The 23,499-nt window shown below is 31.2% G+C and carries 21 protein-coding genes; 12 read left to right on the top strand and 9 right to left on the bottom strand.

The annotated features are described in order from the left end of the window. Positions 1 to 98 precede the first annotated feature (98 nt). A complete protein-coding gene (htpG, locus tag L992_RS00880; protein WP_047393949.1) occupies positions 99 to 1,916 on the top strand; it encodes a molecular chaperone HtpG in 1,818 nt (605 codons plus the stop codon). Positions 1,917 to 1,951: 35 nt separating this feature from the next. Here htpG and L992_RS00885 read toward each other — a convergent pair whose 3' ends face one another. Genes L992_RS00885 through L992_RS00895 form a run of 3 tightly spaced genes read right to left on the bottom strand, consistent with a single transcriptional unit; the run spans position 1,952 to position 7,080 of the window. Continuing rightward, a complete protein-coding gene (locus L992_RS00885; RefSeq protein WP_047381185.1) occupies positions 1,952 to 3,835 on the bottom strand; it encodes a fructose-bisphosphatase class III in 1,884 nt (627 codons plus the stop codon). Position 3,836: 1 nt separating this feature from the next. Then, positions 3,837 to 6,407 carry a pyruvate, phosphate dikinase gene (ppdK, locus tag L992_RS00890; protein WP_047393952.1) on the bottom strand — a complete coding sequence of 857 codons (2,571 nt, stop codon included), beginning with the start codon at positions 6,405 to 6,407 and terminating at the stop codon, positions 3,837 to 3,839. 37 nt (positions 6,408 to 6,444) lie between these two features. After that, positions 6,445 to 7,080 (bottom strand): helix-turn-helix transcriptional regulator, encoded by a 636-nt coding sequence (locus L992_RS00895; protein ID WP_047381181.1) that lies wholly within the window; start codon positions 7,078 to 7,080, stop codon positions 6,445 to 6,447. Between the two features lie 229 nt (positions 7,081 to 7,309). On the opposite strand from L992_RS00895, the gene L992_RS00900 reads away from it, so the two are divergent. Next, positions 7,310 to 8,419: an alanine--glyoxylate aminotransferase family protein gene (locus L992_RS00900; RefSeq protein WP_047381178.1), complete on the top strand. Its 1,110-nt coding sequence runs from the start codon at positions 7,310 to 7,312 to the stop codon at positions 8,417 to 8,419. Positions 8,420 to 8,464: 45 nt separating this feature from the next. Here the strand turns inward: L992_RS00900 and recR are convergent, their stop codons facing one another. Genes recR through accD form a run of 5 tightly spaced genes read right to left on the bottom strand, consistent with a single transcriptional unit; the run spans position 8,465 to position 12,290 of the window. Continuing rightward, on the bottom strand, positions 8,465 to 9,058 hold the full coding sequence (gene recR, locus L992_RS00905; protein WP_047381174.1) for a recombination mediator RecR: 594 nt from the start codon (positions 9,056 to 9,058) through the stop codon (positions 8,465 to 8,467). Positions 9,059 to 9,070: 12 nt separating this feature from the next. Continuing rightward, positions 9,071 to 9,391, bottom strand: coding sequence for a DUF496 family protein (locus L992_RS00910; protein WP_047381172.1), 321 nt, complete (start codon positions 9,389 to 9,391; stop codon positions 9,071 to 9,073). 16 nt (positions 9,392 to 9,407) lie between these two features. Then, complete coding sequence (pfkA, locus tag L992_RS00915; RefSeq protein WP_047381170.1) at positions 9,408 to 10,373, bottom strand: 6-phosphofructokinase; 966 nt, start codon at positions 10,371 to 10,373, stop codon at positions 9,408 to 9,410. A gap of 34 nt (positions 10,374 to 10,407) precedes the next feature. Beyond that, positions 10,408 to 11,358, bottom strand: coding sequence for an acetyl-CoA carboxylase carboxyltransferase subunit alpha (locus L992_RS00920; RefSeq protein WP_047381165.1), 951 nt, complete (start codon positions 11,356 to 11,358; stop codon positions 10,408 to 10,410). A 26-nt stretch (positions 11,359 to 11,384) separates the two neighbouring features. Further along, on the bottom strand, positions 11,385 to 12,290 hold the full coding sequence (gene accD, locus L992_RS00925; RefSeq protein ID WP_047393953.1) for an acetyl-CoA carboxylase, carboxyltransferase subunit beta: 906 nt from the start codon (positions 12,288 to 12,290) through the stop codon (positions 11,385 to 11,387). A 107-nt stretch (positions 12,291 to 12,397) separates the two neighbouring features. Here accD and L992_RS00930 point away from each other — a divergent pair, with 107 nt between their 5' ends. The 4 genes from L992_RS00930 to citX are packed head-to-tail and all read left to right on the top strand — an operon-like array spanning position 12,398 to position 16,006. After that, complete coding sequence (locus L992_RS00930) at positions 12,398 to 13,069, top strand: chorismate mutase (RefSeq protein WP_047381160.1); 672 nt, start codon at positions 12,398 to 12,400, stop codon at positions 13,067 to 13,069. A 31-nt stretch (positions 13,070 to 13,100) separates the two neighbouring features. After that, positions 13,101 to 13,619 carry a hypothetical protein gene (locus tag L992_RS00935; protein ID WP_047381158.1) on the top strand — a complete coding sequence of 173 codons (519 nt, stop codon included), beginning with the start codon at positions 13,101 to 13,103 and terminating at the stop codon, positions 13,617 to 13,619. Further along, the gene (gene citC, locus L992_RS00940; RefSeq protein ID WP_047381156.1) at positions 13,616 to 14,650 is read left to right on the top strand and encodes a [citrate (pro-3S)-lyase] ligase; all 1,035 of its coding nucleotides are present in this window, start codon (positions 13,616 to 13,618) and stop codon (positions 14,648 to 14,650) included. The genes L992_RS00935 and citC overlap by 4 nt, the downstream gene beginning before the upstream one ends. 6 nt (positions 14,651 to 14,656) lie before the next feature. Continuing rightward, positions 14,657 to 16,006 carry a citrate lyase holo-[acyl-carrier protein] synthase gene (citX, locus tag L992_RS00945; protein ID WP_047393956.1) on the top strand — a complete coding sequence of 450 codons (1,350 nt, stop codon included), beginning with the start codon at positions 14,657 to 14,659 and terminating at the stop codon, positions 16,004 to 16,006. Between the two features lie 37 nt (positions 16,007 to 16,043). Here citX and L992_RS00950 read toward each other — a convergent pair whose 3' ends face one another. Further along, the gene (locus L992_RS00950; protein WP_052191644.1) at positions 16,044 to 16,658 is read right to left on the bottom strand and encodes a CoA pyrophosphatase; all 615 of its coding nucleotides are present in this window, start codon (positions 16,656 to 16,658) and stop codon (positions 16,044 to 16,046) included. 149 nt (positions 16,659 to 16,807) lie between these two features. Here L992_RS00950 and L992_RS00955 point away from each other — a divergent pair, with 149 nt between their 5' ends. The 6 genes from L992_RS00955 (at position 16,808) to glpK (ending at position 23,428) form a co-directional block, all read left to right on the top strand. After that, complete coding sequence (locus L992_RS00955; RefSeq protein WP_047381151.1) at positions 16,808 to 17,551, top strand: DeoR/GlpR family DNA-binding transcription regulator; 744 nt, start codon at positions 16,808 to 16,810, stop codon at positions 17,549 to 17,551. After that, complete coding sequence (gene pfkB / locus L992_RS00960; protein ID WP_047393958.1) at positions 17,548 to 18,462, top strand: 1-phosphofructokinase; 915 nt, start codon at positions 17,548 to 17,550, stop codon at positions 18,460 to 18,462. The genes L992_RS00955 and pfkB overlap by 4 nt, the downstream gene beginning before the upstream one ends. A gap of 14 nt (positions 18,463 to 18,476) precedes the next feature. Then, positions 18,477 to 20,321, top strand: a complete 1,845-nt coding sequence (locus L992_RS00965; protein WP_047381147.1) for a fructose-specific PTS transporter subunit EIIC — start codon at positions 18,477 to 18,479, stop codon at positions 20,319 to 20,321. Positions 20,322 to 20,459: 138 nt separating this feature from the next. Continuing rightward, positions 20,460 to 21,026 (top strand): glycerol-3-phosphate responsive antiterminator, encoded by a 567-nt coding sequence (locus L992_RS00970; protein WP_047381145.1) that lies wholly within the window; start codon positions 20,460 to 20,462, stop codon positions 21,024 to 21,026. A 105-nt stretch (positions 21,027 to 21,131) separates the two neighbouring features. Then, on the top strand, positions 21,132 to 21,887 hold the full coding sequence (locus L992_RS00975; RefSeq protein WP_047381144.1) for an MIP/aquaporin family protein: 756 nt from the start codon (positions 21,132 to 21,134) through the stop codon (positions 21,885 to 21,887). Positions 21,888 to 21,934: 47 nt separating this feature from the next. Beyond that, positions 21,935 to 23,428 (top strand): glycerol kinase GlpK, encoded by a 1,494-nt coding sequence (gene glpK, locus L992_RS00980; RefSeq protein WP_047381142.1) that lies wholly within the window; start codon positions 21,935 to 21,937, stop codon positions 23,426 to 23,428. The last annotated feature ends 71 nt before the right edge of the window (positions 23,429 to 23,499 follow it).

Raw genomic sequence — 23,499 nt, forward strand, 5'->3', positions numbered from 1 at the left:
TACAAGTTTTTCTTTTAGTTCTTGACATTTTTTTAGAGTATATGATATATATTTTCTTAGCCACAAGAAGTGTGGAGTGCTATTTTAAGGAGGACAAGATGAAAAAAGAAACTAAAGTATTTCAAGCAGAAACTAAAGAACTTCTGAACCTTATGGTTCATTCAATCTACACTCACAAGGAGATCTTTTTAAGAGAGTTAATTTCTAATGCTAGCGATGCAATTGATAAACTAAAATTCAAGGCTCTTACAGATACCCATATTTTAGATTCTTCTAAAGAACTTAGTATATCTATCATTCCAAATATAGATTCTAGAACATTAACTATCAAAGATACGGGTATTGGAATGACTTTTGATGAAGTCGTTGAAAACATTGGTACAATCGCAAAATCTGGATCAAAAGCTTTTTTAAACTCTTTAGAGGAAGCTAAAAAAAGTGGTGATTTAAATATAATCGGTCAATTTGGAGTCGGTTTTTACTCTGCTTTTATGGTAGCGGACAAAATTATTTTAGAGACAAAGTCTCCTTACTCTGATAAAGGAGTTAGATGGATTTCAGCTGGTGAAGGAAGCTATGATATCGAAGAGATTGATAGAGCTGAGATAGGAACCTCTATTATTTTACATATAAAAGATAACGATGAAGATAAAGAGTTTTTAAATGAACATAAGTTTAGAGCTCTTATTAAAAAATATTCAGATTATGTTAAGTACCCAATTCTTTTTAAAGATGAAAGGCTTAACTCTACTAAACCTATCTGGAAAACACCTAAAAACGAACTAAAAGACGAGGATTACAATGAGTTTTATAAGTCAAACTTCCATGATTGGCAAAATCCTTTATTACACTTTAACTTTAATATTCAAGGTAGCTTAGAGTATAATGCGATTTTATTTGTTCCTACTACTCCGCCATATGATCTATATACTCGTGAATATAAAAGAGGATTACAACTTTATACAAAAAATGTTTTTATTATGGATAAATGCGAAGAACTTATTCCGCAATATTTCAACTTTATAAAAGGACTTGTTGATACCGATGATCTTTCTCTAAATATTTCTAGAGAGATTCTACAAAAAACTCAACAATTAAAAAATATATCTAAAAATTTAGAAAAGAAAATAATCTCAGAATTTGAAAAACTTATGAATAATGATAGAGATAAATATCTAAAATTCTGGGAAACTTTCGGAAGACATATAAAATTCGGAGTTCATGAAAATTTCGGATTAAACAAAGATAAACTACAAAACCTACTTATGTTTAAAAGCTCTAAAAATAAAGATTTTATATCTCTTAAAGAGTATGTAGAAAGAATGAAACCTGAGCAAAATGAAATCTATTATGCTGTTGGTGAAAATATTGAAATTTTAGAAAAAATGCCTAAAGTTTCTAATGTTTTAAGTAAAGATTTTGAAGTTTTATATTTAACAGAAGCTGCTGATGAATTTGCTTTAAAAACTATGCAAAATTTCTCTGAAAAAGAGTTTAAATCTGTCTACGAAGTTTCTTTTGAGAGCGAACAAGAAAAAGAGGAATTAAAAAAACTTTCAGAAATCAACAAATCTCTATTAGATAAAATAAAATCTACTTTAAATGAAAAAGTTGTTGAAGTAAAACTTAATCCAGAACTTGGAGATAGCTCAATTTCTCTTTCTTCTAAAGGTGAAGTATCTTTAGAGATGGAAAAGCTTTTATCTCAAATTCCTGGAAATGAGGGAGTTAAAGCTCAAAAAGTTCTAGAGATAAATCCAAACCACCCCCTATTTAATAAATTACAAGTAGCAAATGAAACTGATCTAAAAGAACTTTCTAATATTCTATATAATCAAGGTCTTTTACTTGAAGGTTTTTCTTTAGAAAATCCTTTAGAATTCGTTACAAATTTAAATAAAATTTTAAGTAAATAAACTAAAAAATGGAAGAGTTGACTCTTCCATTTTTATTACAAACTTTTTATAATACCTTTTTTATAACAAAATAATAATTTTTTCAACTCTTTCACTTGACCTTCTAACTCTTTCCCCACATCTGTATCTCTAACTTTTAACCTTTCATAACGACTGTCTACAATCTCAGTTGTAGACTGAATATCCAAACATTTTTGAATAGATTCCCCTATATTTTCAAAAGGTTTATGACATACCAATCTTTTTCCGTGAGAATTAAAAATTAAAGTATAACCAGCTATTCCTGTAGTTGATTGATAGGCTTCTGAAAAGCCTCCATCAATTAGAATTACTTTTCCGTCCCCTTTTATTGGAGTCTCTCCTTTTCTAACTTTGACTGGAACATGACCATTTATTATATGAGAATACTCATCCTCAATTCCAAATTCCTTTAGAATTCTTTCAGCAACCTCTTTTTTATCGAAAAACTCATAATAGTTATCATAGACCTCTTTATGAGTTTCTTTCTGAGTAAAAAAATATCTTTCAAAAGTTCTCATCTTATCTTTTCCAAACAATGGTGAATCTTTTCCACACCAAAGATACCAGATAAAATCCTTGCCTTGAATATTCTCATCGTAATATCCCTCTCTGCAAAGTTGATCACATCTTTCAAACAATCGTTTTCCTGAGTATTTTTTTCCAAAGATATCTACTTCTCTGAATCCACCCTTTTCATCTAAAGGCATACATCCATGAAACAGTAAATTACAATTTCTTTTTAAATACACATTTCCTTTTTCTAAAAGAAACTTTATATGTTCCTGAAGTTTTTCACTGTTTCTAAAACTTCTAACTAAGCCTTCTACAACCTCTTTCTCATCTTCATTCAAAAGATATGGATTAATCAAATCCACGGTTTTATTCTTACCAATTAAAGTATGCATAAGAAGTCTATCTTGCATATCAAAAGTTGGATTTCTTTTGATAATATCTCCCTCTAATTTAAATTGAATAATCGATATCGCCTTATGCATTTTAGATAATAACTGTGTCTCTTTGTTTTCTGTTTTTCCTTTGGGTTGAAACTCTATACAAGAATCTTCACTGTAATACTCCATAGCTAACGTTGCCAATGGCAGTAAATTTATTCCATATCCATCCTCTAAAATCTCACGATTAGAATATCTTAGACATATCCTTATCGCATTTGCTATACAGGCCTCATGACCACATGCTGCCCCAACCCATAGGATATCATGATTCCCCCACTGAATATCTACATTATGATATTTAATTAACTTATCCATTATCTTATGTGGATACGGCCCTCTATCATATATATCCCCTACTATATGAAGATTATCTACCACTAATTTCTGAATTAAAGTGCTTACATTTATTATGAACTCTTTTCCTTGATTTATATCTATAATTGTTTTAATTATACCTTCAACATAATCTTTTTTATTTTTTTCTTCAACTCGTTCATATAATAACTCTTGTATTATATATGAAAACTCCTTTGTCATAGCCTTTCCTACTTTTGAACGAGTATACTTTGAGGAAACAATCTTTAAAACTTCTAAAACTCTGGGAATAGTTTTTTTATACCATTCCTGCATATCTATTCCCGAACTTTGAATAAGCTCAACTTTTTCTTTTGGATAATAAATTATTGTTGCTAACTGATTTCTCTCTTTTTCTATTATGTTAGGAAATAGATTCTCAATTTTTTCTTTTATAACTCCTGAACAGTTTTTTAAAACATGATTGAATGCCTCATATTCACCGTGAATATCACTTATAAAATGTTCTGTTCCTTTTGGTAGAGATAAAATTGCTTCTAAATTTATTATCTCTGTTGCCGTTTCAGAAATTGTTGGAAAACTCTTCGATAAAAGTTTTAAATATTTTATTTCTTCCTCTTTTAAATTCATTCTATCCCATCCTTTTTTGTATAGCACTTTGAGCAGCAGCTACTATAGCAATTGGAACTCTAAATGGCGAGCAACTTACATAACTAAATCCTAATTCGTTAAAATATTCTATACTTTTCGGATCTCCTCCATGTTCACCACAAACTCCTATTTTTATGTCTGGCTTCACCGATTGCCCTAGTTCTTTTGCTAACACTATAAGCTTTCCAACTCCACGAGTATCTATTGACTGGAACGGATCTCTTTTCATTATATTTTTAGCTTTATAGTGATCTATAAATTTTATTGAGTCATCTCTTGAAATACCATATGTTGTTTGAGTTAAGTCATTTGTTCCAAACGAAAAGAATGCACTCTCTTCAGCTATTTCATTCGCAATTAAACACGCTCTTGGAAGTTCCATCATAGTTCCTAATTTATAATCTATAGTTTTCTGTTTCTCTTCAAATACTTTTTCAATCTCTTTTAAAATTCCCTCTTTAATATACTTAAACTCACTAATTCCTCCAATAAAAGGGATCATGATTTCAATCTCACAACTACCTCCCTCATGACTACATTCAATCGCAGATTCCATTATAGCTCTTGCTTGCATCTCATATATCTCTGGGAAAGTTATTGCCAATCTACACCCTCTATGACCTAACATAGGATTTTCTTCTTTTAATTCTTTTATTCTGCTTGCTATTTCAGAAGGTGACCTCTCTAATTGTTGAGCTAATCTATTTACATCTTTTTCAGTTTTAGGTAGAAACTCATGAAAAGGTGGATCTAGCAATCTTATATTCATAGGCATTCCACCCATTTTGTGAAGCATATTTTTAAAATCTTTCTTTTGAAGTTCTAAAAGTTTTTCTAAGGCTTTTTCTCTCTCATCTTTTGTATTAGCTATTATCATCTCTCTAACACTCCAGATTTTTTCATCTTCAAAAAACATATGCTCTGTTCTACAAAGACCTATTCCCTCAGCTCCAAACTCTCTTCCCACCAAAACATCATTTGGTGTATCTGCATTCATTCTAATCTCTAAAGTCTTAAACTCCTTACACCACTCAAGAAGCTCTTTCAACTCTTGACTTATCTCACCTTTTTTAAGTTTTACTTCACCTTTATATATTTCACCATTATATCCATTTATAGATATAATATCTCCTTCAAAAATCTTCTCTCCATCTATTTGGAAAAACTTTTCACTCGAATCTATTTTTATACTTTCACATCCAGTTACACAACATTTACCCATTCCTCTAGCTACTACAGCTCCATGAGATGTCGCTCCACCTTTAACCGTTACTATTCCTTTTGCTAAACTCATGCCTTTGATATCTTCTGGGGATGTCTCCACTCTTACTAAAATTACAGATTCTCCTTCTTTCACCATATCTGTGGAAAGAGCTACTTTTCCTACTGCAACCCCTGCTGAACCCGGTAACCCTTTCCCTAGAAGCTTTTTTCCTACTAAATCACTCTCCTCAAAAGTACCATTAAAAACTTGAGGTAAAAGTTCTGTATCTATCATTGAAATAGCTTTATCTTTTGTTATAATCTCTTCTTTTACCATATCTACAGCTATTTTTATAGCTGCATTTGGTGATCTTTTTCCACTTCTTGTTTGAAGTATGAAAAGTTTTTCATTTTCTATTGTAAATTCGATATCTTGCATATCTCCATAGTGATTCTCTAAAAGTTTCCCAATCTTTGAAAACTCTTCATAGATTTTAGGTAATTGCTCTTTCATACTCTGAATTGAATTCGGTGTTCTTATACCTGCTACGATATCTTCTCCTTGAGCTTCTAATAAATATTCTCCAAACAATACATTTTCTCCTGTCGATGGATTTCTAGTAAATGCAACTCCTGTTCCCGAAAGTTCATTATAATTACCAAATACCATCTCTTGAATAACAACGGCAGTTCCCATACTTTCATCAATCCCTTGAAGTTGTCTATATATTTTAGCTCTATCGTTATTCCAAGAATTAAATATTGATTCTATTGCCATTTTTATCTGCTCTTTTGGATTTTCTGGGAAAAACTCCCCTGTTTCTATCCAATATATATTTTTGAATATCTCAACAATCTCTTTTTCTGATTTTCCATTTGAAAACTCTTTAATCTTTAAAAATTTTTCTCTTGGAACTCCTTTTACAATCTCACTAAACATCTCAATAAATCTTAAATAAATTTCATATACAAATTTTTCATTCTTCGTTTTTTCAATCAATTTCTCAACTACAATATCATTCAATCCTAAGTTTAATATCGTATCCATCATTCCAGGCATTGAAACTGGTGCTCCAGATCTCACAGAAACTAATAAAGAGTTTTCTCCCTCAAAACTCTTTTTCGTTTCCTCCTGAAGTTTTTGAAGTGATTTCTCAATCTCATCAATCATTGATTTAGATAAAGAGTTATCACTCTCAAAATAATTTTTACAAGCTGTTGTTGTAACAATCATTCCATTTGGAATAGGTAATCCTATTCTTTTCATTTCAACTAAGTTGGCTCCCTTTCCACCTAGTATCATTTTTCCTAAACCATTTCCCTCACTGAACAAGTAAATATTTTTCATACTTTCTCTCCTGTATTTCCTAATTTATTTTACTGAACTATTCACTTTTCTCTTTATTCTGATTCGCAACTATATCAAGAAGTAATTTACTAACATTTGTTTTAGTAAATCTTCCAACTACTTTGTAACTCTCTCTTCCATTTTTCTCAGTTATTCTAACCACAGGAACTGAATCTATTTGGTGTTCGATTATTTTTTTTACACAACTTTCTATAGTTTCATCCTCTGTGGCAAAAACTATGTTTGGCATTCTTGTCATTATAAGATTTATAGGAATCTGCTCAATATCTCTTTTCCCAATAGCGATTCTAAGCAAATCCTTTCTTGAAACAATTCCAGCAAGGTTCCCATCCTTTGTTATAAAAATTGTTCCAATATCCTTTTCAAACATAAGTAATACCGTTTTATACACTGAGTAACTCTCATCAATTGTTATCGGCATACTCATAATATGTTTTACTAAAGTCTTATTATTTGACTCCACAAAAGCTTCATTATAAGTATATCCAACTTTTTGTTTAGATTTTATTATTGACATTTTTCTTAAAATAGAAAAATCTGTTCTCAGAGCCGATCTAGTTATGTATATCATCTTTGCTATTTCGTCTCCTGTTATTGGTCCATGTTTCTTAATAATTTCCACAATCTCTTTTTGTCTTTCTGTTAACTGCATATTAACTCCTTTTTTAATTTGTGCACATTTAAAAATAAGTTTTTTCTATGTTTTTATAGAAACATAGTAACACCTAAGATCAAAAATTGCAATATTTATTAATAAGTGCACAATTAAATTCAAGTATAACTTTACAAGGTGTTTTTACTTTTTCCAATTCTGATGGCTTTTTTTTTACTTTTTAGGTATAATAATCTCAAATATAATTAGTTGAAGGAGGATTTTTATAATGTTATTTTACAGACCTAATTACCTTATGATGACAGCTGGGCCAACAACTGTTTCTGGAAATGCTCTACACGCTAGAAGTAAAGTTTTTGGTAATCCTGATCTTGATCCAGATTTTTTAAGTTACTATAAGTTTGTTTGTCACAGACTTAGAAACTTTATCGGCTCTGAAGAATCTAAAATTCTTATTATGAGTGGAGAAGGTATGCTTGGACTTGATGCCGCATGTGCATCTCTAACTGAAAAAGGAGACAAAGTTCTTGTTATTTCAAACGGATTTTTTGGCGAAGGATTTAAAGAACTTATCGAGCCTTATGGTGGGAATGTTACAATTTTTGAATCAAGCTGGAAAAAATCAATTGATTTAGAAAGTTTAAAATCTTTCTTAGAAAAAGATTCTGATTTCAAATACGCCACTATTATACACTGTGATACTCCTAGTGGACTTTTAAATGATATCGGACCTGTTTGTCAACTGCTAAAATCAAAAGGAATTTTAACTGTTGTAGACACTGTTGCTGCTCTTGGTGGAGTAGATTTCAGAATGGATGAATGGGGTGTTGACATTGCACTTTCTGCATCTCAAAAAGTTTTTTCAGCAGCTCCTGGATTAACTATCGTTGCTGTTAGTGATGACGCTTGGAAAGCTATGGAAAACAGAAGTACTCCAATTCCATCTTTCTATTGTAATCTTTTACATTGGAAAAATATTGAAGAGAAAAAATCATTCCCATACACTATGCCTGCAAGCGATATTATCAGCTTAGGTACAGCTATTGATAATCTTTTGTCAGAAACTCTTTATAGAACTTTTGATAGACACGAAGAGATGAGAGATCTTTGTATTGAAAGACTAAAAGAACTTGGGTGTACTTTATATCTTGAAGATAATTTCTCTCCTACAGTTACAGCCTTTTATCCTCCAGAAGGAATAAGAGCTGAAGATCTTTTAGTTCATTTAAGAACTAAATACAATATTTTACTTTCAGGTTCTTACGGTCCTTTAGCCGGTAAGGTAATAAGAATTGGACATATGGGTGAAAACGCTCGTGAAGATAGAGTTCGTTTCACTTTAGACTGTTTAGAAAAGGCCATTATCGATTTAAAATAATTATACAATAAAAAAAGTCGGCAAAATATGCCGACTTTTAATTTTTTATATCTCTTGTCTTCCATCTAAGGCTCTTGATATTGTTGCAACATCTGCAAACTCTATATTTCCTCCCATTGGAATTCCACTTGCAATCTTAGTTATTTTTACATCAAACGGCTTTAGTAACTTAGTTAAATAAAGTGCTGTTGTTTCTCCCTCTAAATCTGGATTTAAAGCTAGAATAACCTCTTTTATCTCATCTTTCGCTACTCTTTCTAATAGAGATTTCAAATTTAGCTTGTCTGGTGTCATTCCATTTAATGGATCAATTTTTCCATTTAAAACATGGTATGTACCTTTATATCTCTTTGTTTTTTCTAATGGAATAATATCTCTACTATCCTCTACGACACAGATGATATCCTTTTCTCTAAATTCATCTCTACAAATATCACACGTTTCATTCTCACTAAAATTTCCACACACTGAGCATTTTTTAACAGTTTCCTTTACATCTTTCAACGCTTTAGAAAATCTTTCTACCTCAGTATCACTCATTTCTAAAACGTGAAATGCTAATCTTACAGCACTTTTTCTTCCGATTCCAGGTAATCTGTTAAACTCATCAATCAATATTTCTAATGACTTAGTTGCCATTTAAACTCCTTACTACTTTTTTTCTACTGTAGTCTTTTGAGCTAATGATCTTGTAATCTCTTTTATGCTTTTAGAAATTTCTCTTCTTTCCTTTCCTAACTCAGCATTTTTTATGATATAATCATCAACTCTATCCTCGTAGTCACCCTTCATGTTTTCAATTATATCAATAATTTCAGCATAAGTCATTCCAGGCTTTAAGTATTCTTTTAAATTTGATAGAAGATCTACTCTTTTTCTATTATCTCTAATTTTTCTATCGTTATCTTCAATCTCTCTTTTTATTTTATTTTTTCTTCTTTCTTTTCTAACAACATCTAAAACTGTAATCATAACTTTTCACCAGCTCCTATTTACAAAGTGTTAATGCTAATTCATAATCTTTAGTAATATCGTATTTTCTTGTACCTTCCCAAGCAAATGATATTGGATGAGTTACTAATTCGTTGCTTTCAATTCCAACCATAACTCCACCTTCTCCAGCTTCAAGAAGTTCTACTGCCTTTGCACCCATTTTAGTTGCTAGTACTCTATCAAATCCTGATGGAGTTCCACCTCTTTGAACGTGAGCTAAAACAACACTTCTAACTTCAGTTGTTACTTTTTCTTTTAATTGTTTTTCAATCTCAAGAACGCTTCCAACACCTTCAGCTATAAGTACTATATCATGTAATTTTCCTTGTCTTCTTCTCTCTTTAATTTGGTAAGCTAACATTTCAATTGGTTCGTCGATTTCTGGAATTAAAACTCCATCTCCTCCACCTGCTAGTGTTGCATGAAGAGCTAAATCTCCTGCATGTCTTCCCATAACTTCCATCAAGATTGTTCTTTCATGAGAAGTTGCTGTATCTCTTAATTTTGATATAGCATCTAATATTGTATTTAAACAAGTATCAAATCCTATTGTGTAATCTGTTCCGATTATATCGTTATCTATTGTTCCAGGTAATCCTACAACTTTAAATCCATGCTCTTTAGATAGTAAGTCTGCTCCTCTATAAGAACCGTCTCCTCCAACTACTACTAGTCCTTCGATTCCTCTTTTCTTAAGATTTTCTGCAGCTATAGCTCTGAATTTTGGATCTTTAAACTCTAAACATCTAGCAGTTAAAAGAACCGTACCACCTCTATCAATTATTCCTGATACATGGCTTCCATTCATTTGGAATATCTCATCGTGTAACATTCCTAAGTATCCTCTTTTTACTCCAAATACTTCCATTCCTTTTGCTAAAGCTACTTTAGCTACCGCTCTTACTGCAGCGTTCATTCCTGGAGCATCTCCTCCACTTGTTAAAACCGCTATTCTTTTCATAAAGACTTGCACCTCCGACACTTTCTATTAAAATTTAGATTGTTTTCTCTATAAAACTTCCCATTTTTCTAAACTTATTATATCTATTTTTTAGTAAAGTATCTACATCTAATTTAGATAACTCTGAAAGTGATGACAAAATAACACTTTTAAGGTCATTTGCTGCACACTTATAATCCCTATGAGCGCCACCTAATGGTTCTTTTACAATGCCGTCAATTATACCTAAACTTTGTAAACTTTTACCTGATATTTTTAAGTTATTTGCAGCCTCTGGTGCCTTAGATGAATCTTTGTATAAAATTGCTGCACAGCCTTCTGGTGATATAACAGAATAAACCGAATTTTCTAGCATATAAACTTTATCTGCTACCCCTAGTGCTAATGCTCCTCCTGACCCTCCTTCACCTATTACTATCGAGATTATTGGAGTTTTTATACCTGCCATCTCTAATAGATTTCTAGCAATTGCCTCTCCTTGTCCATGTTTTTCAGCTTCTATTCCTGGATAAGCACCCGCTGTATCTATTAAATTTACTATTGGTATCGAAAATCTTTCAGCCATTCTAAACAATCTTAATGCTTTTCTGTATCCTTCAGGGCTAGCCATTCCGAAGTTTCTATGCAGATTTTCTTCTATACTTCTTCCTTTTTGATGACCAATAATCATCACTTTTTTTCCATCAATTTTGCAAAGTCCACCAACAATTGCTGGATCATCTTTGCACAATCTATCTCCGTGCAGTTCTACAAAGTCTGTCGTCATATTTTTTATGTAATCCAATGTATATGGTCTCTCTGGATGACGAGCAATAGCTACTCTATCCCAGTCATTTAAATTTTCATATGCCGATTTTAAATACTCATCTCTTTGCTTTGTCAGTTTTTCTATCTCTAAGCTCAAATCTATCTTTTTTTCTTTCGAAAAATTTTTAAGTTCCGATATTTTCGTTTCTAAATCCAAAATTTCGTTATTAAATTTCATGACACTCTCCTATAAATAAGCTATTTCTAGATTATATTATCTATAATTTTATGAAGAGTTCTCTTCATATCCTCTCTTTTTACAATAACATCTACCATTCCACATTCCTGTAAAAATTCACTTCTTTGGAATCCATTAGGTAATTTTTGTTTTATTGTTTGCTCAATTACTCTCTGACCTGCAAATCCTATCAGTGCATCTGGCTCTGTCATTATAATATCTCCTAGCATTGCAAACGAGGCAGTAACTCCTCCTGTTGTAGGATTTACTGGTATAGATATAAATGGTAGTCCTGCCGCTCTTAATCTCTCTAATGCAGCTGAAGTCTTTGCCATTTGCATAAGTGATAGTATCCCTTCATGCATTCTAGCTCCTCCCGATGAAGATACAACTACAACAGGAATCTTAAACTTAATTCCTCTTTCTATTGCTCTAGTTATCTTTTCACCAACAACTGATCCCATACTTCCACCTAAAAAATCAAAATCCATAACAGCCATACTTACTTTTATTCCAAAAATATCTCCAATTCCTGCTACTACACCTTCAAACATCCCTGTTTTCTCTACTGCTGCTTCATATTTTTCTTTATATCCTGGGAAATCTAATGGATTTTCTGAAACTAAATTTTTATCCATCTCTTGGAACGTATCTTCATCAATCAATAGTGCAACTCTTTCTTTTGCACTCATCGAGAAATAATAATCACAATGTGGACATTTTTGTAAATTTTGCTCAATATCATTTTTATAGATAATCTCATTACACTCTGGGCATTTCTCCCACAAACCAGTTATTTTGGTCTTCTTTATTATTTTTTCCTCTTTTTCTTCAACTTTTTTATTTTCTGATTTATTTTCCTTAACAGTTAAAGTCGCATACTTTTTTTTATTCAAAGAAAAAAACTTCATATTTTCCTCCTGAAACTTCATTATTTTTTTAATATTTCAATATCTCATTCTATAAGATTTTTCACTATATTTCAATAATTATTTGATTTTGACACTTTTATATTATAAAATGTCTATTGATAATATTCATGAAATGGGTGATTAAAATTACAAACGATATTAACATATTAAGAGAGAAAATTGATAGTATTGATAAAGAGATAATCAAGTTGATATTAAAAAGAATGGAAATTGTTCATCAAGTTGGAGTTACAAAATCTAAAGATAATAGTCGAATATATGTTCCTGAAAGAGAAATTGCTATTTATAAAAAACTCAGTGTACTCTCTGGAATTTCAAATAAAGACATCTCAAATTTTTATACAGAGATTATCTCATTTTGTAGAAAACTTGAAGGAATTTTAGATGTAGCTATTAAAAAGGATTCTTATTCTTTACTTGGTGTTAAAAAACTATTCGGTGAGCATGTAAACTCCATTTTTGTTGAAAGTTTTGAAGACATCAATACAGATATAAAATATATTTTGGCTCCATTTAATAAAGAAATATTAGATTTTATTCAAAAAAAAGGTTGGTCTGTTATAAACAGAGCTCATATAAATAATGAAACACTTTATTTATTTTCAAGTTTCGAAAATAAAATATTTAAGGATAACGATATCGCGATGATTTTAGAATCGACGAAACTTTCAGATGATTTTATCGAAATAAATAATGAAACCTTTATAAGTTTGATACCTTACGAAAATATCGAACTTTTTAGTGACTCTACTATTTTAGGAGTCATACCTAATAACTAATAAAACTATTAAAATAACAGGGGGAGGGAACATGTTAAAAAAAATAATAGCAATACTTTTTTCTATTTTATTTTTAGGTTGTAATAGTCTATCTATTCCAAATCCTATAGAAAATTCAGAATCAAATGATCGTGCTACAACTTCTGTTGATTCTGAAAATGAAGTAATAGGAATAGGATCTGCAAAAATCAGTAGCAGCGGAACATTAGTAGCTAATGGGAAAGCTTCCCGTGAAGCAAAAGATCGATTAAAATCTAGAATTTTAGCCGAAGAAGATATCATCTTCAAGTCATTTTTAGTTCCTGCTGACCCATATACAAAAAAAATTCTTTCACCAGCACTTTCTGATTTAATGGATTATACAGCTACGCAATTAGTACAAAGAGCTGCTGAAAAAGATACATGGACAGAGAACAACAAAGTTTATATTGTTTATAGTATGTCAAAAAGTGAGATTTTAAGTGAATCTCAAAATATATTTATTCAATATCTTGATGATATAACTAGTAAGTTTCAACTTATAAAAGAGGGAGTGAATCAATCACAATGAATATAGAAACACTTAATCTAAAAAGTAACTATCAAAAAAATGAGTTAAAAGATTTTTTAAAAAAATTTGATTTAACTTTTGATGAAGCTATAGACTACTCTTTAGTCATTAGAAAAGATGAAGAGATTGTTGCAACAGCATCAAAAAGTAAGGATATCATTAAATGTTTTGCTATCGACGATTCTTTAAGAGGAGAAGGAGTTACAAACACTTTAGTTACAACACTTCTAAATAAATCTTTCGACGAAGGGATATTCCATAGCTTTGTATTCACGAAACCTTCTAATGAAGATATTTTTAAAGGTGTCGGATTCAAATCTATTTCAAAAACAGATAAAGTTGCATTACTTGAAATTGGAATGAACTCTATCGACAAAACTATAAATAAAATAAAATCCCAACTCAATTGGCAAGAAAATAGTAACAATGGTCTTCTAATAATGAATTGCAATCCATTTACATTAGGCCATCAATTCTTAATCGAATATGCTTCTAAACAAATGGATAATATTTTAATTTTAGTAGTTGAGGAAAATAAATCTTCATTCCCTTTTATAGATAGGATGGAGTTAGTAAAAAAAGGAACCTCTCATTTAAATAATGTTACTGTTCTACCTAGTACTGAGTATGTTATATCTTCAGCAACATTTCCTAATTATTTCCTTAGAAAAGAGGATGATTCTCTTGTTGAATTTATGAAACTTGATACACTTATCACTGCTGAACATTTTTGCAAAAAACTAAATATCAATACAAGATTTGTTGGAGAGGAACCTTATTGCAAAATTACTCAAAAATATAACGAAACTATGATTGAAACTTTTAAAAATTTCAATCTAAATATCTTAATCATACCTAGAAAAGAGATGGGAGAAAAAGCTATTAGTGCCTCACGAGTTAGAGAACTCCTTAAAAATGACCAGATTGATGAAATTAAAAGTCTAGTTCCTAAATCTACATTAGATTATCTAATCTCTGAAAAAGGAAGGGAGGTTACAGAGAGAATTAAAAATTCTGACTCTGTTCACTAATTATCTATGTTTAATTTAGAAGAATTTTTATTAATGAGAGAAAAAAGAGTTGATATTCAAAACGAAATTATAAAGGAGTTCAATCAACCTATTTTGGTTTTAAGAGCAAACTATCCTGGTGAAGATAAAAACAACTTTGTTCCAAAATATATTATAGAAATTATAAAAGATGAAGTAGTTGAGATTTTCAATTCTGAGATTCTGTTTTCAAAAAAAATAGAATCAATTGAAGGTCCAACATATATATACGTTATAAAAAACTCTGGAAAAGAAATAAAAAAAATAGCCATGCTAATTGAAGAAAATCACGATCTTGGAAGATGTGTAGATATTGATGTTTTTGACTCTGATGGATATGCTTTCTCTAGAAAAGATTTCAACGGCGAAAAAAGAAAATGTCTTCTTTGTGAAGAGATGGCATTCGTTTGTGCACGTAAGAAAAATCATACTCAAATTGAAGTTCAATCTGCTATTCAAAAAAAATTAGAGTTATATTTAGAAAATCAAAAAATAACAGATAGTATTGTCAATACATTTTCAAATCTTGCTTTAAAATCTGTTATCCTAGAGGTTTCAGCCTTTCCATCGTTTGGTTTAGTTTCTCCTCAGAGTACCGGTTCTCATAATGATATGGACTTCTTTACATTTATCAATAGTGGTTTCTCATTAAATACCTACTTTAGAGAAGTCGTAAAAGCTGGTTGCTCAAAACTTCCAATCGATTTAATTTTTAAAAAAATTAGATATATGGGAAAAGTTGCTGAAAAAAATATGTTTTTAGCTACAAATAATGTAAATACACATAAAGGATTAATTTTTTTAATGGGAATTACAGCTACTTGTGCTGCTAAAGCCAAATCTCAAAATTTAACTTTTGAAAATATCTCTATTTTTATTCAAGAGATGTGTAAAGATATCTTAAAAGATTTTGACAATATTCATCTAAAGAAAACTCTTACTCATGGAGAAAAACTATTTATCAAGCATGGAATTGTGGGTGTTAGAGGTGTTGCTAAAAATGGTTTGGATATGGTTTTCAATGGCGGAATCTCTATTTTTAAAAAGTCTATTGCTAACGATGAACATATCAATCATGCCATGATTAGAACATTGATATATCTAATGAGTATTTTAGAGGATACCACTATTTTGCATAGGCACGATATCGAAGTATTAAATCAAGTTAAACAAACAGCAATACATCTAAAAGAGAAATTTTATGACAAACCATTAAATATAGAAATCTTAACAGAAATCGAACAAGATTTTATTGGTAAAAGAATCAGTCCTGGTGGAGCTGCTGACTTACTAGCTATCACCATGTTTCTAGCTTTTATACAAAATAGTTTTGAATAAAAAAAGAGGTATAACCTCTTTTTTTATTTCCTACTTTTTAATCTATATACTCTATTGCAGCTTTTACAATCTCTGCAGTCAATCCCCAAATAACCTTGTCTTCATAAATATATAAAAATACTTCTCTAGGAGAACTTTTCCAAGGTGAATGATACATCTTCGGAAGATTTAACTCTATAGCTGGAAATATATATTTAACTCCATTTTCTTCATAATACGGTCGTGTTTCTACTTCTAACTTCTCCACTCGAGGTTCATTTTCCATAAAAAATTGAACTGGAACTAAAAAGCACTCCTCTACTTCATCTTCATTAATTTTTATATTAATCAATTCGCTCTCTTTCATAAACCCAAGGAAAGCTTCGACCATAACTCCCGAAGGTATAACCAATGTCCCAATTTTTCCTTTTATATCAATCTTTTTTATCCCTATCTCTTCAAAAGATTCTCTCAAAGAAGCTTCTAAAGCAGTTTCATGCTCTTCTACTCGTCCCCCTGGAAATGATATATCTCCTGCTTGTCTGATACCTTTTGCTCGTTTTTGAAATAAAAAATATTTTCCATCACTTTTTTCAACAACCAAAGCTATTACCGCTGAATTAAAATATCTATCTTTCCCTATTATCTTTTCTGTAAAATCAAGTTTTTTCATCTCTATCTCCTCCTTCTTTATTTTAACTCTTTTTTATAAAAAATCCTTCATTTTTTTATTTTTGATTGTTTTTGAAAGTTTTTGAAAGAAAATGATTGATTTTTATTTTATACTATGATAATATACTTCATATAAAAGGAAGTGATTTTATGTTAAATATAGAGAGAGAAAATTCTATTTTGGAACTATTAAAGCAAAAAGAGGTTGTAAAAATCCAAGAAATCGTTGATATTCTAAATGTTTCTGAAGCTACTGCTAGAAGAGATTTAGCTGCTTTAGAAAAAAAAGAACTTGTTAAGAGAGTTCATGGTGGAGCTATCTTAAATAATGCTTTGGACACTACAAAGGATTTTAATATACAATTCAGAAGAAATCTTAACAAAGAGGAGAAAGAAAAAATTGCACAACTTGCTGCATCTTTTGTCAAAAGAGATTCATGCATCTTTTTAGATGCTGGAACAACTACTCTTTGTATGATTAAATACCTTAAAAATCTAAATGTAAAAGTTATCACAAATGGTTTAAATCTTATTGATGAATTAGAAAAATATGATATCGAAAGTTTTTTAATCGGAGGAAAAATCAAAAGTAAAACAAGTTGTACTGTTGGATTTTCTGCTGTTCAATATTTAAAAACTTTCAACTTCGATTCAGCTTTTATCGGAGTAAATGCTTTTAATATTGATGGATACAGTACCCCATCTTTTGAAGAAGCTATGATTAAATCTGAAGCAATCAATAGAGGTCAAGAAACTTTTTTCCTGTGTGATCATACAAAAATAGGAAAACATAGTTTCACAATTTTTTCGACTTTAGATAAGGGAACTATTATCACAGATAAACCCCTTCCTAAAGAATATCAAAATTTAGTAAAAGTGGAGGTCGTAAAATGATATATACATTAACTTTAAATCCTGCGATAGATTATTTTTTAGCCTTTGACTCTTTTGTCGAAGGAAACCTTAATACTCCTAGAGAGACTTATAAATTGCCTGGAGGGAAAGGAATTAACGTTTCAAAAATTTTAAAAAATTTCAGTACAGATTCAATCTGTCTTGGATTCATAGGTGGATTCACAGGGGACTTTATCAAGTCTACTTTAGAAAACGATGGACTTGAAACAAAATTCTTCAATGTTAAAGAAGATACGCGTATCAATATAAAAATTAACAACAATGGACTTGAAAGCGAGATTGCAGGTACTTCACCTTCAATATCAGAGGAAAATCTTAATGAATTGTTTTATTTCTTAAAAAACAATCTAAAAAGTGGAGATATTTTAGCTCTTTCAGGAAGTGTTCCAGCATCAATCCCTACATCTATATATGCTGATATAATAGATGCTATCCCTAAAGATGTTAAAGTTATTTTAGATACTAGAGGATTACCTTTTGAAATAGCTTTGAAAAAAGGTGTATTTTTAATCAAACCAAATCAAGATGAAATTAATGAGTTTTTCCATTCAAACTTCTCTACAAATGAGGAATTAATTGAAGCTGGAAAAAAATTACAAACTATGGGAGCTGAAAATGTTCTTATCTCTCTTGGTGCTAAGGGATCTATCTTTATTACAAAGAATGAGATTTTTATAAGTGGAGTTCCTAAAGGAAATTTAATCAGTTCAAACGGTTCTGGAGATTCTATGATCGGTGGTTTCATATATGGACTTAATAAAAATTTATCACTTGATAAATGTTACGAATTAGGAATTGCATCTGGTAGTGCTACAGCTTTCTCTAAAGGATTAGCTACTTTCGAAACAATGGAAAATTTACTAAAAGAAATAAAAATTAATAAGTTATAATTGGGAGGATAAAAATGTTAGATAAAATGTTAGTTAAAAACTGTATGAAATTAAACTTAAAAGCTACAACTAAATCTGAAGTTATAGACGAGCTTGTTGAAGTTTTATACACAAATGGAAGACTTAATGACAAAGAAGAATTTAAAAAGACAATAATAAAAAGAGAAGAGCAAAGCAGTACAGGATTAGAAGAAGGAATTGCAATTCCTCATGGAAAATCAACTTCTGTTAAAATTCCTACTGTTGCTTTCGGATTGTCAAAATCTGGAATCGATTATGACTCTTTAGACGGGGAACCTTCAACACTATTCTTCATGATTGCTGCACCTGCTGATGCTACAGATTCTCATATAGAAACTCTATCTCAGCTTACATCTCTTCTTTTAGATGATGATGTAAGAGAACAACTTTTAAACGTTACTTCTGAAGAAGAGGTTCTAAGTATACTTTTAAAAGATGCTCCTGCTAAAGAAGAAGTCGTATCTGTTGGAAATAACTTTGATGTTCTAGCTGTAACTGCTTGTCCTACTGGAATTGCACACACATATATGGCTGCTGAAGCTTTAAATAAAAAAGCTAAAGAGATGGGAGTAACAATAAAAGTTGAAACTAATGGTTCAACTGGTGTTAAAAACATGATCACAGATGAAGATATCAAAAATGCAAAAGGTATCATTGTTGCTGCTGACAAAAATGTCGATATGGCAAGATTCAATGGAAAAAATGTCGAAATTGTTCCTGTTAAAGATGGAATCAAAAGACCACAAGAACTTATACAAAACGCTTTAGATAAAAAAGCTCCTGTATACTCTTCTAATGAAACTTCAAAGTCTACACCTAGTGATAGAAAAGGATTCTATAAGCATCTTATGAGTGGAGTTTCTAATATGTTACCATTCGTTGTTGGTGGAGGAATATTAATTGCTTTATCATTTATCTTCGGAATTAATGCATCTAATCCCACTGATCCTAGTTTCAATCCAATAGCTAAGATTCTTATGGATATCGGTGGAGGAAACGCATTCTTCTTAATGGTTCCAGTTTTAGCTGGTTTCATTGGTATGAGTATCGCAGATAGACCTGGTTTTGCTCCTGCGATGGTTGGAGGACTTATTTCTGCTAATAATGGCGGTGGGTTCCTTGGTGGTTTAGTTGGAGGATTCCTTGGTGGTTATGTAGTTGTTCTTTTAAAGAAAGTTTTTGCTAAGCTACCTGAAAAATTAGAAGGTATCAAACCTGTTTTACTTTACCCTCTATTTGGTATTTTAATAACTGGACTTCTTATGTATACTGTTGTTATATCTCCTGTTGCTGCTATAAACAATGGAATTACAAGTTTTTTAAATAGTCTTGGAACTGGAAACTTAATTTTATTAGGTGCTGTTTTAGCTGGTATGATGGCTATTGATATGGGTGGACCTATCAATAAAGCTGCATTTACATTCGGTATCGCTGCTATTGCTGCAGGTAACTACTATCCTCATGCTGCTGTTATGATTGGTGGAATGACTCCTCCTTTAGGAATCGCTCTTGCTACAACATTCTTTAAGCATAAATTTACAAAAGATGAGAGAGAAGCTGGTTTAACTAACTATATTATGGGAGCATCATTCATTACAGAGGGAGCTATTCCTTTTGCTGCTGCTGATCCTATGAGAATAATTCCTAGTTGTGTTATAGGTTCTGCAGTTGCTGGTGGACTTGCTATGGCATTTAAATGTCAACTTCCTGCTCCTCATGGTGGATTATTCGTTTTACCTATCATTACTAATCCATTAATGTATCTTGTTTCAGCTATAATCGGTTCATTAATCACATGTGTTTTAATAGGAATTACTAAACCATCTAAAAATATATAATTCCTTTATTTATAAGAGAGCTTAAAGCTCTCTTTTTTTATACTTCTTATCTTTTCATTTTTTTTAACTGTTTTTTATCTTGACATTTGAAATTAATATAGTATACTTATTATTGATAAGAGACAAAAGGAGATCAAAATGAACTCAAATTTCGAAAAGATTTTAATCAAAAACAATAAGATACTTGCTGTAAAAGATCAACAAACTTTAGATAACGCTCTTTCTAGCACTGCTAAAATCATATTTTTATTGAGTAGCGATATCTGCTCTATCGAGGAAACAACTCGTCTAATTAAAGCTAGTGGAAAGATTTGTTTTGTTCATTTAGATATGATACAAGGCCTTAACACAAAAGAGAATTCTGCTATAGACTATCTTAAAGAAAATACTTTTGCCGATGGTGTTATTACAACTAAATCTGGCGTGGCTAAATACGCCCATAAAGTAGGTTTTTTAGTTATTCTAAGATGTTTTTTAATAGATTCACTTTCATTGACTACAACATTTAAACTTTTTAACGAGACATATATTGATGCAATAGAAATTCTACCTGGAGTTATGCCAAAGATTATCGAAAAAATTTCAAAGCAAAGCTCAATTCCTATTATAGCTGGTGGACTTATATCTGATGAAGACGATATAAATTTAGCCTTAAAGAGCGGAGCTGTCGCAATATCCACGACAAAATTAAATATCATAAGTTAATTTAGCTAGAGATATTAGAGAAGCTATTCAATCAAAAGGAATTTCAGATTCTTCTTTTTTTGAATGGCTTTTTTTAATATAAAAAAAATAATATGGGAGGGTATCATGAATGTTTTTGTAGCTGAGTTTATAGGTACTGCAATTCTGGTTTTACTAGGTAATGGTGTTGTTGCAAATGTAGTTTTAAACAAAACAAAAGGAAATAATTCAGGATGGATCGTAATTACTACAGCTTGGGGACTAGCAGTTATGGCTGGAGCATATGCCGTTGGATGGGTTAGTGGTGGACATCTGAATCCAGCACTTACTATTGGTTTTGCTATTGCAGGTCTTTTCCCTAAAAATCTTGTTTTAGGTTATGTCATTGCACAAATCTTAGGAGCAATGCTAGGGCAATTATTAGTATTTTTAACTTACAAAAGACACTACGACGAAACATCTGATGCAGGTTCTATTTTAGCTTCTTTCTCTACTGGTCCTGCTATTAGAGATTTAAAATGGAATTTTATAACTGAAATTATTGCTACTTTTATGCTTGTTTTTGGTTTATTGGCTATCGGTCATATTAATAACCAAGCTTTTACTGCTACACTACCTAACGGAGAATTAATTAAAGGTTTCACTGGAATTGTAGGTCCTTTACTTGCAGGATTCTATATTTGGAGCTTAGGTTTAAGTTTAGGTGGTCCAACTGGTTATTCACTTAATCCAGCGAGAGATCTAGGTCCAAGAATTATACATGCTATTTTACCTATCGCTAATAAAGGAGATTCTGATTGGGGATACTCATGGGTTCCTGTAGCTGGACCTATTGTTGGAGGTATAATTGGAGCGTTGACTTTCGTGGCTGTTTTTAATTAATAGTTTTTATTTTGAATTTTAAATTTCTAAATATTAGGAGGATTTTTATGAAATATATAATTGCATTAGATCAAGGAACAACTAGTTCAAGAGCTATAATTTTTGATGAGCAACAAAATATAATTGCAAGTGCACAAAAAGAGTTTAAACAAATCTATCCTAAAGAGGGATGGGTTGAACACGACCCTATGGAAATATGGGCTAGTCAAAGTGGTGTCTTAGCTGAAGCCATGGCTCAATCAGGAGTATCTCAGCATGATGTTATCGGTATTGGTATCACAAACCAAAGAGAAACTACAATCGTTTGGAATAAAGTTACTGGTAAACCTGTTTATAACGCTATTGTTTGGCAATGTAGAAGAACAGCCCACATCTGTGATGATTTAAAAGCTAAGGGATTAGCTGAATATATAAGAGACAACACTGGATTAGTTGTTGATGCTTATTTCTCTGGAACTAAAATTAAATGGATTTTAGATAATGTTGAAGGAGCTAGAGAACAAGCTGAAAGAGGAGAACTTCTTTTTGGTACTGTTGACACTTGGTTAATTTGGAAACTTACTAACGGTAAATCACATGCAACAGATTATACAAATGCATCAAGAACAATGATATATAATATAAAAGATCTTTGCTGGGATGAAAAGCTTTTAGACGAATTAAACATTCCAAAATCTATGCTACCTGAAGTTAAGGATTCAAGTGGAACATTTGGTTATGCTAATCTTGGTGGAAAAGGTGGACATAGAATCCCTATTTGTGGGGTTGCCGGAGATCAACAAGCTGCTTTATTCGGTCAAGCTTGTTTTGAAAAAGGAGAAGCTAAAAACACTTACGGAACTGGATGCTTCATGCTTATGAATACAGGTGAAAAAATGTATCAAAGTAAAAATGGACTTCTAACTACAATCGCTATTGGATTAGATGGAAAAGTACAGTACGCCCTTGAAGGAAGTATCTTCGTAGCTGGTGCTGCTGTTCAATGGTTAAGAGATGAGTTAAAACTAATAACAGATTCTAAAGATACTGAGTATTTTGCAAGTAAAGTTAAAGATAATGGTGGAGTTTATTTCGTTCCAGCATTTGTTGGATTAGGAACTCCTCACTGGGATATGTATGCTAGAGGGGCAATCTTAGGTCTTACTAGAGGAGCTAATAAAAATCATATTATCAGAGCCACTTTAGAATCTATAGCATATCAAACTAGAGATGTTTTAGAAACTATGCAAGCTGACTCTGGAATTGAATTAAAAGCACTTAAAGTCGACGGTGGAGCATCTGCTAATAACTTCTTAATGCAGTTCCAAGCCGATATAATAGGTAAAGAAGTTCATAGACCATCTACAGTTGAAACAACAGCATTAGGAGCAGCTTACCTTGCTGGTCTTGCAGTTGGATTCTGGAATGATAAAAATGAGATTAAGAAAAACTGGTGTTTAGAAACTACTTTCTCTCCTAACATGAACGAAGAAGAGAGAAATTTAAAACATAAAAAGTGGAAAAAAGCTGTTGAAAGATCTTTAAATTGGGAGCTTGACTAATTAAAAAAAAAGTAGTATAGTTAGATTAGAAATTAAATATTAGCAATAGAGATGAAGAGAGCTAAAAAGTG

Source organism: Cetobacterium sp. ZOR0034 (assembly GCF_000799075.1).
Taxonomy (GTDB): Bacteria; Fusobacteriota; Fusobacteriia; order Fusobacteriales; family Fusobacteriaceae; genus Cetobacterium_A.

Bases quoted from the DNA above. Each gene is read 5' to 3' on its own strand.
- htpG (WP_047393949.1), top strand. From the start codon at position 99: ATGAAAAAAGAAACTAAAGTATTTCAAGCAGAAACTAAAGAACTTCTG.
- L992_RS00885 (WP_047381185.1), bottom strand. From the start codon at position 3,835: ATGAATTTAAAAGAGGAAGAAATAAAATATTTAAAACTTTTATCGAAG.
- ppdK (WP_047393952.1), bottom strand. From the start codon at position 6,407: ATGAAAAATATTTACTTGTTCAGTGAGGGAAATGGTTTAGGAAAAATG.
- L992_RS00895 (WP_047381181.1), bottom strand. From the start codon at position 7,080: ATGCAGTTAACAGAAAGACAAAAAGAGATTGTGGAAATTATTAAGAAA.
- L992_RS00900 (WP_047381178.1), top strand. From the start codon at position 7,310: ATGTTATTTTACAGACCTAATTACCTTATGATGACAGCTGGGCCAACA.
- recR (WP_047381174.1), bottom strand. From the start codon at position 9,058: ATGGCAACTAAGTCATTAGAAATATTGATTGATGAGTTTAACAGATTA.
- L992_RS00910 (WP_047381172.1), bottom strand. From the start codon at position 9,391: ATGATTACAGTTTTAGATGTTGTTAGAAAAGAAAGAAGAAAAAATAAA.
- pfkA (WP_047381170.1), bottom strand. From the start codon at position 10,373: ATGAAAAGAATAGCGGTTTTAACAAGTGGAGGAGATGCTCCAGGAATG.
- L992_RS00920 (WP_047381165.1), bottom strand. From the start codon at position 11,358: ATGAAATTTAATAACGAAATTTTGGATTTAGAAACGAAAATATCGGAA.
- accD (WP_047393953.1), bottom strand. From the start codon at position 12,290: ATGAAGTTTCAGGAGGAAAATATGAAGTTTTTTTCTTTGAATAAAAAA.
- L992_RS00930 (WP_047381160.1), top strand. From the start codon at position 12,398: ATGAAATGGGTGATTAAAATTACAAACGATATTAACATATTAAGAGAG.
- L992_RS00935 (WP_047381158.1), top strand. From the start codon at position 13,101: ATGTTAAAAAAAATAATAGCAATACTTTTTTCTATTTTATTTTTAGGT.
- citC (WP_047381156.1), top strand. From the start codon at position 13,616: ATGAATATAGAAACACTTAATCTAAAAAGTAACTATCAAAAAAATGAG.
- citX (WP_047393956.1), top strand. From the start codon at position 14,657: ATGTTTAATTTAGAAGAATTTTTATTAATGAGAGAAAAAAGAGTTGAT.
- L992_RS00950 (WP_052191644.1), bottom strand. From the start codon at position 16,658: ATGAAAAAACTTGATTTTACAGAAAAGATAATAGGGAAAGATAGATAT.
- L992_RS00955 (WP_047381151.1), top strand. From the start codon at position 16,808: ATGTTAAATATAGAGAGAGAAAATTCTATTTTGGAACTATTAAAGCAA.
- pfkB (WP_047393958.1), top strand. From the start codon at position 17,548: ATGATATATACATTAACTTTAAATCCTGCGATAGATTATTTTTTAGCC.
- L992_RS00965 (WP_047381147.1), top strand. From the start codon at position 18,477: ATGTTAGATAAAATGTTAGTTAAAAACTGTATGAAATTAAACTTAAAA.
- L992_RS00970 (WP_047381145.1), top strand. From the start codon at position 20,460: ATGAACTCAAATTTCGAAAAGATTTTAATCAAAAACAATAAGATACTT.
- L992_RS00975 (WP_047381144.1), top strand. From the start codon at position 21,132: ATGAATGTTTTTGTAGCTGAGTTTATAGGTACTGCAATTCTGGTTTTA.
- glpK (WP_047381142.1), top strand. From the start codon at position 21,935: ATGAAATATATAATTGCATTAGATCAAGGAACAACTAGTTCAAGAGCT.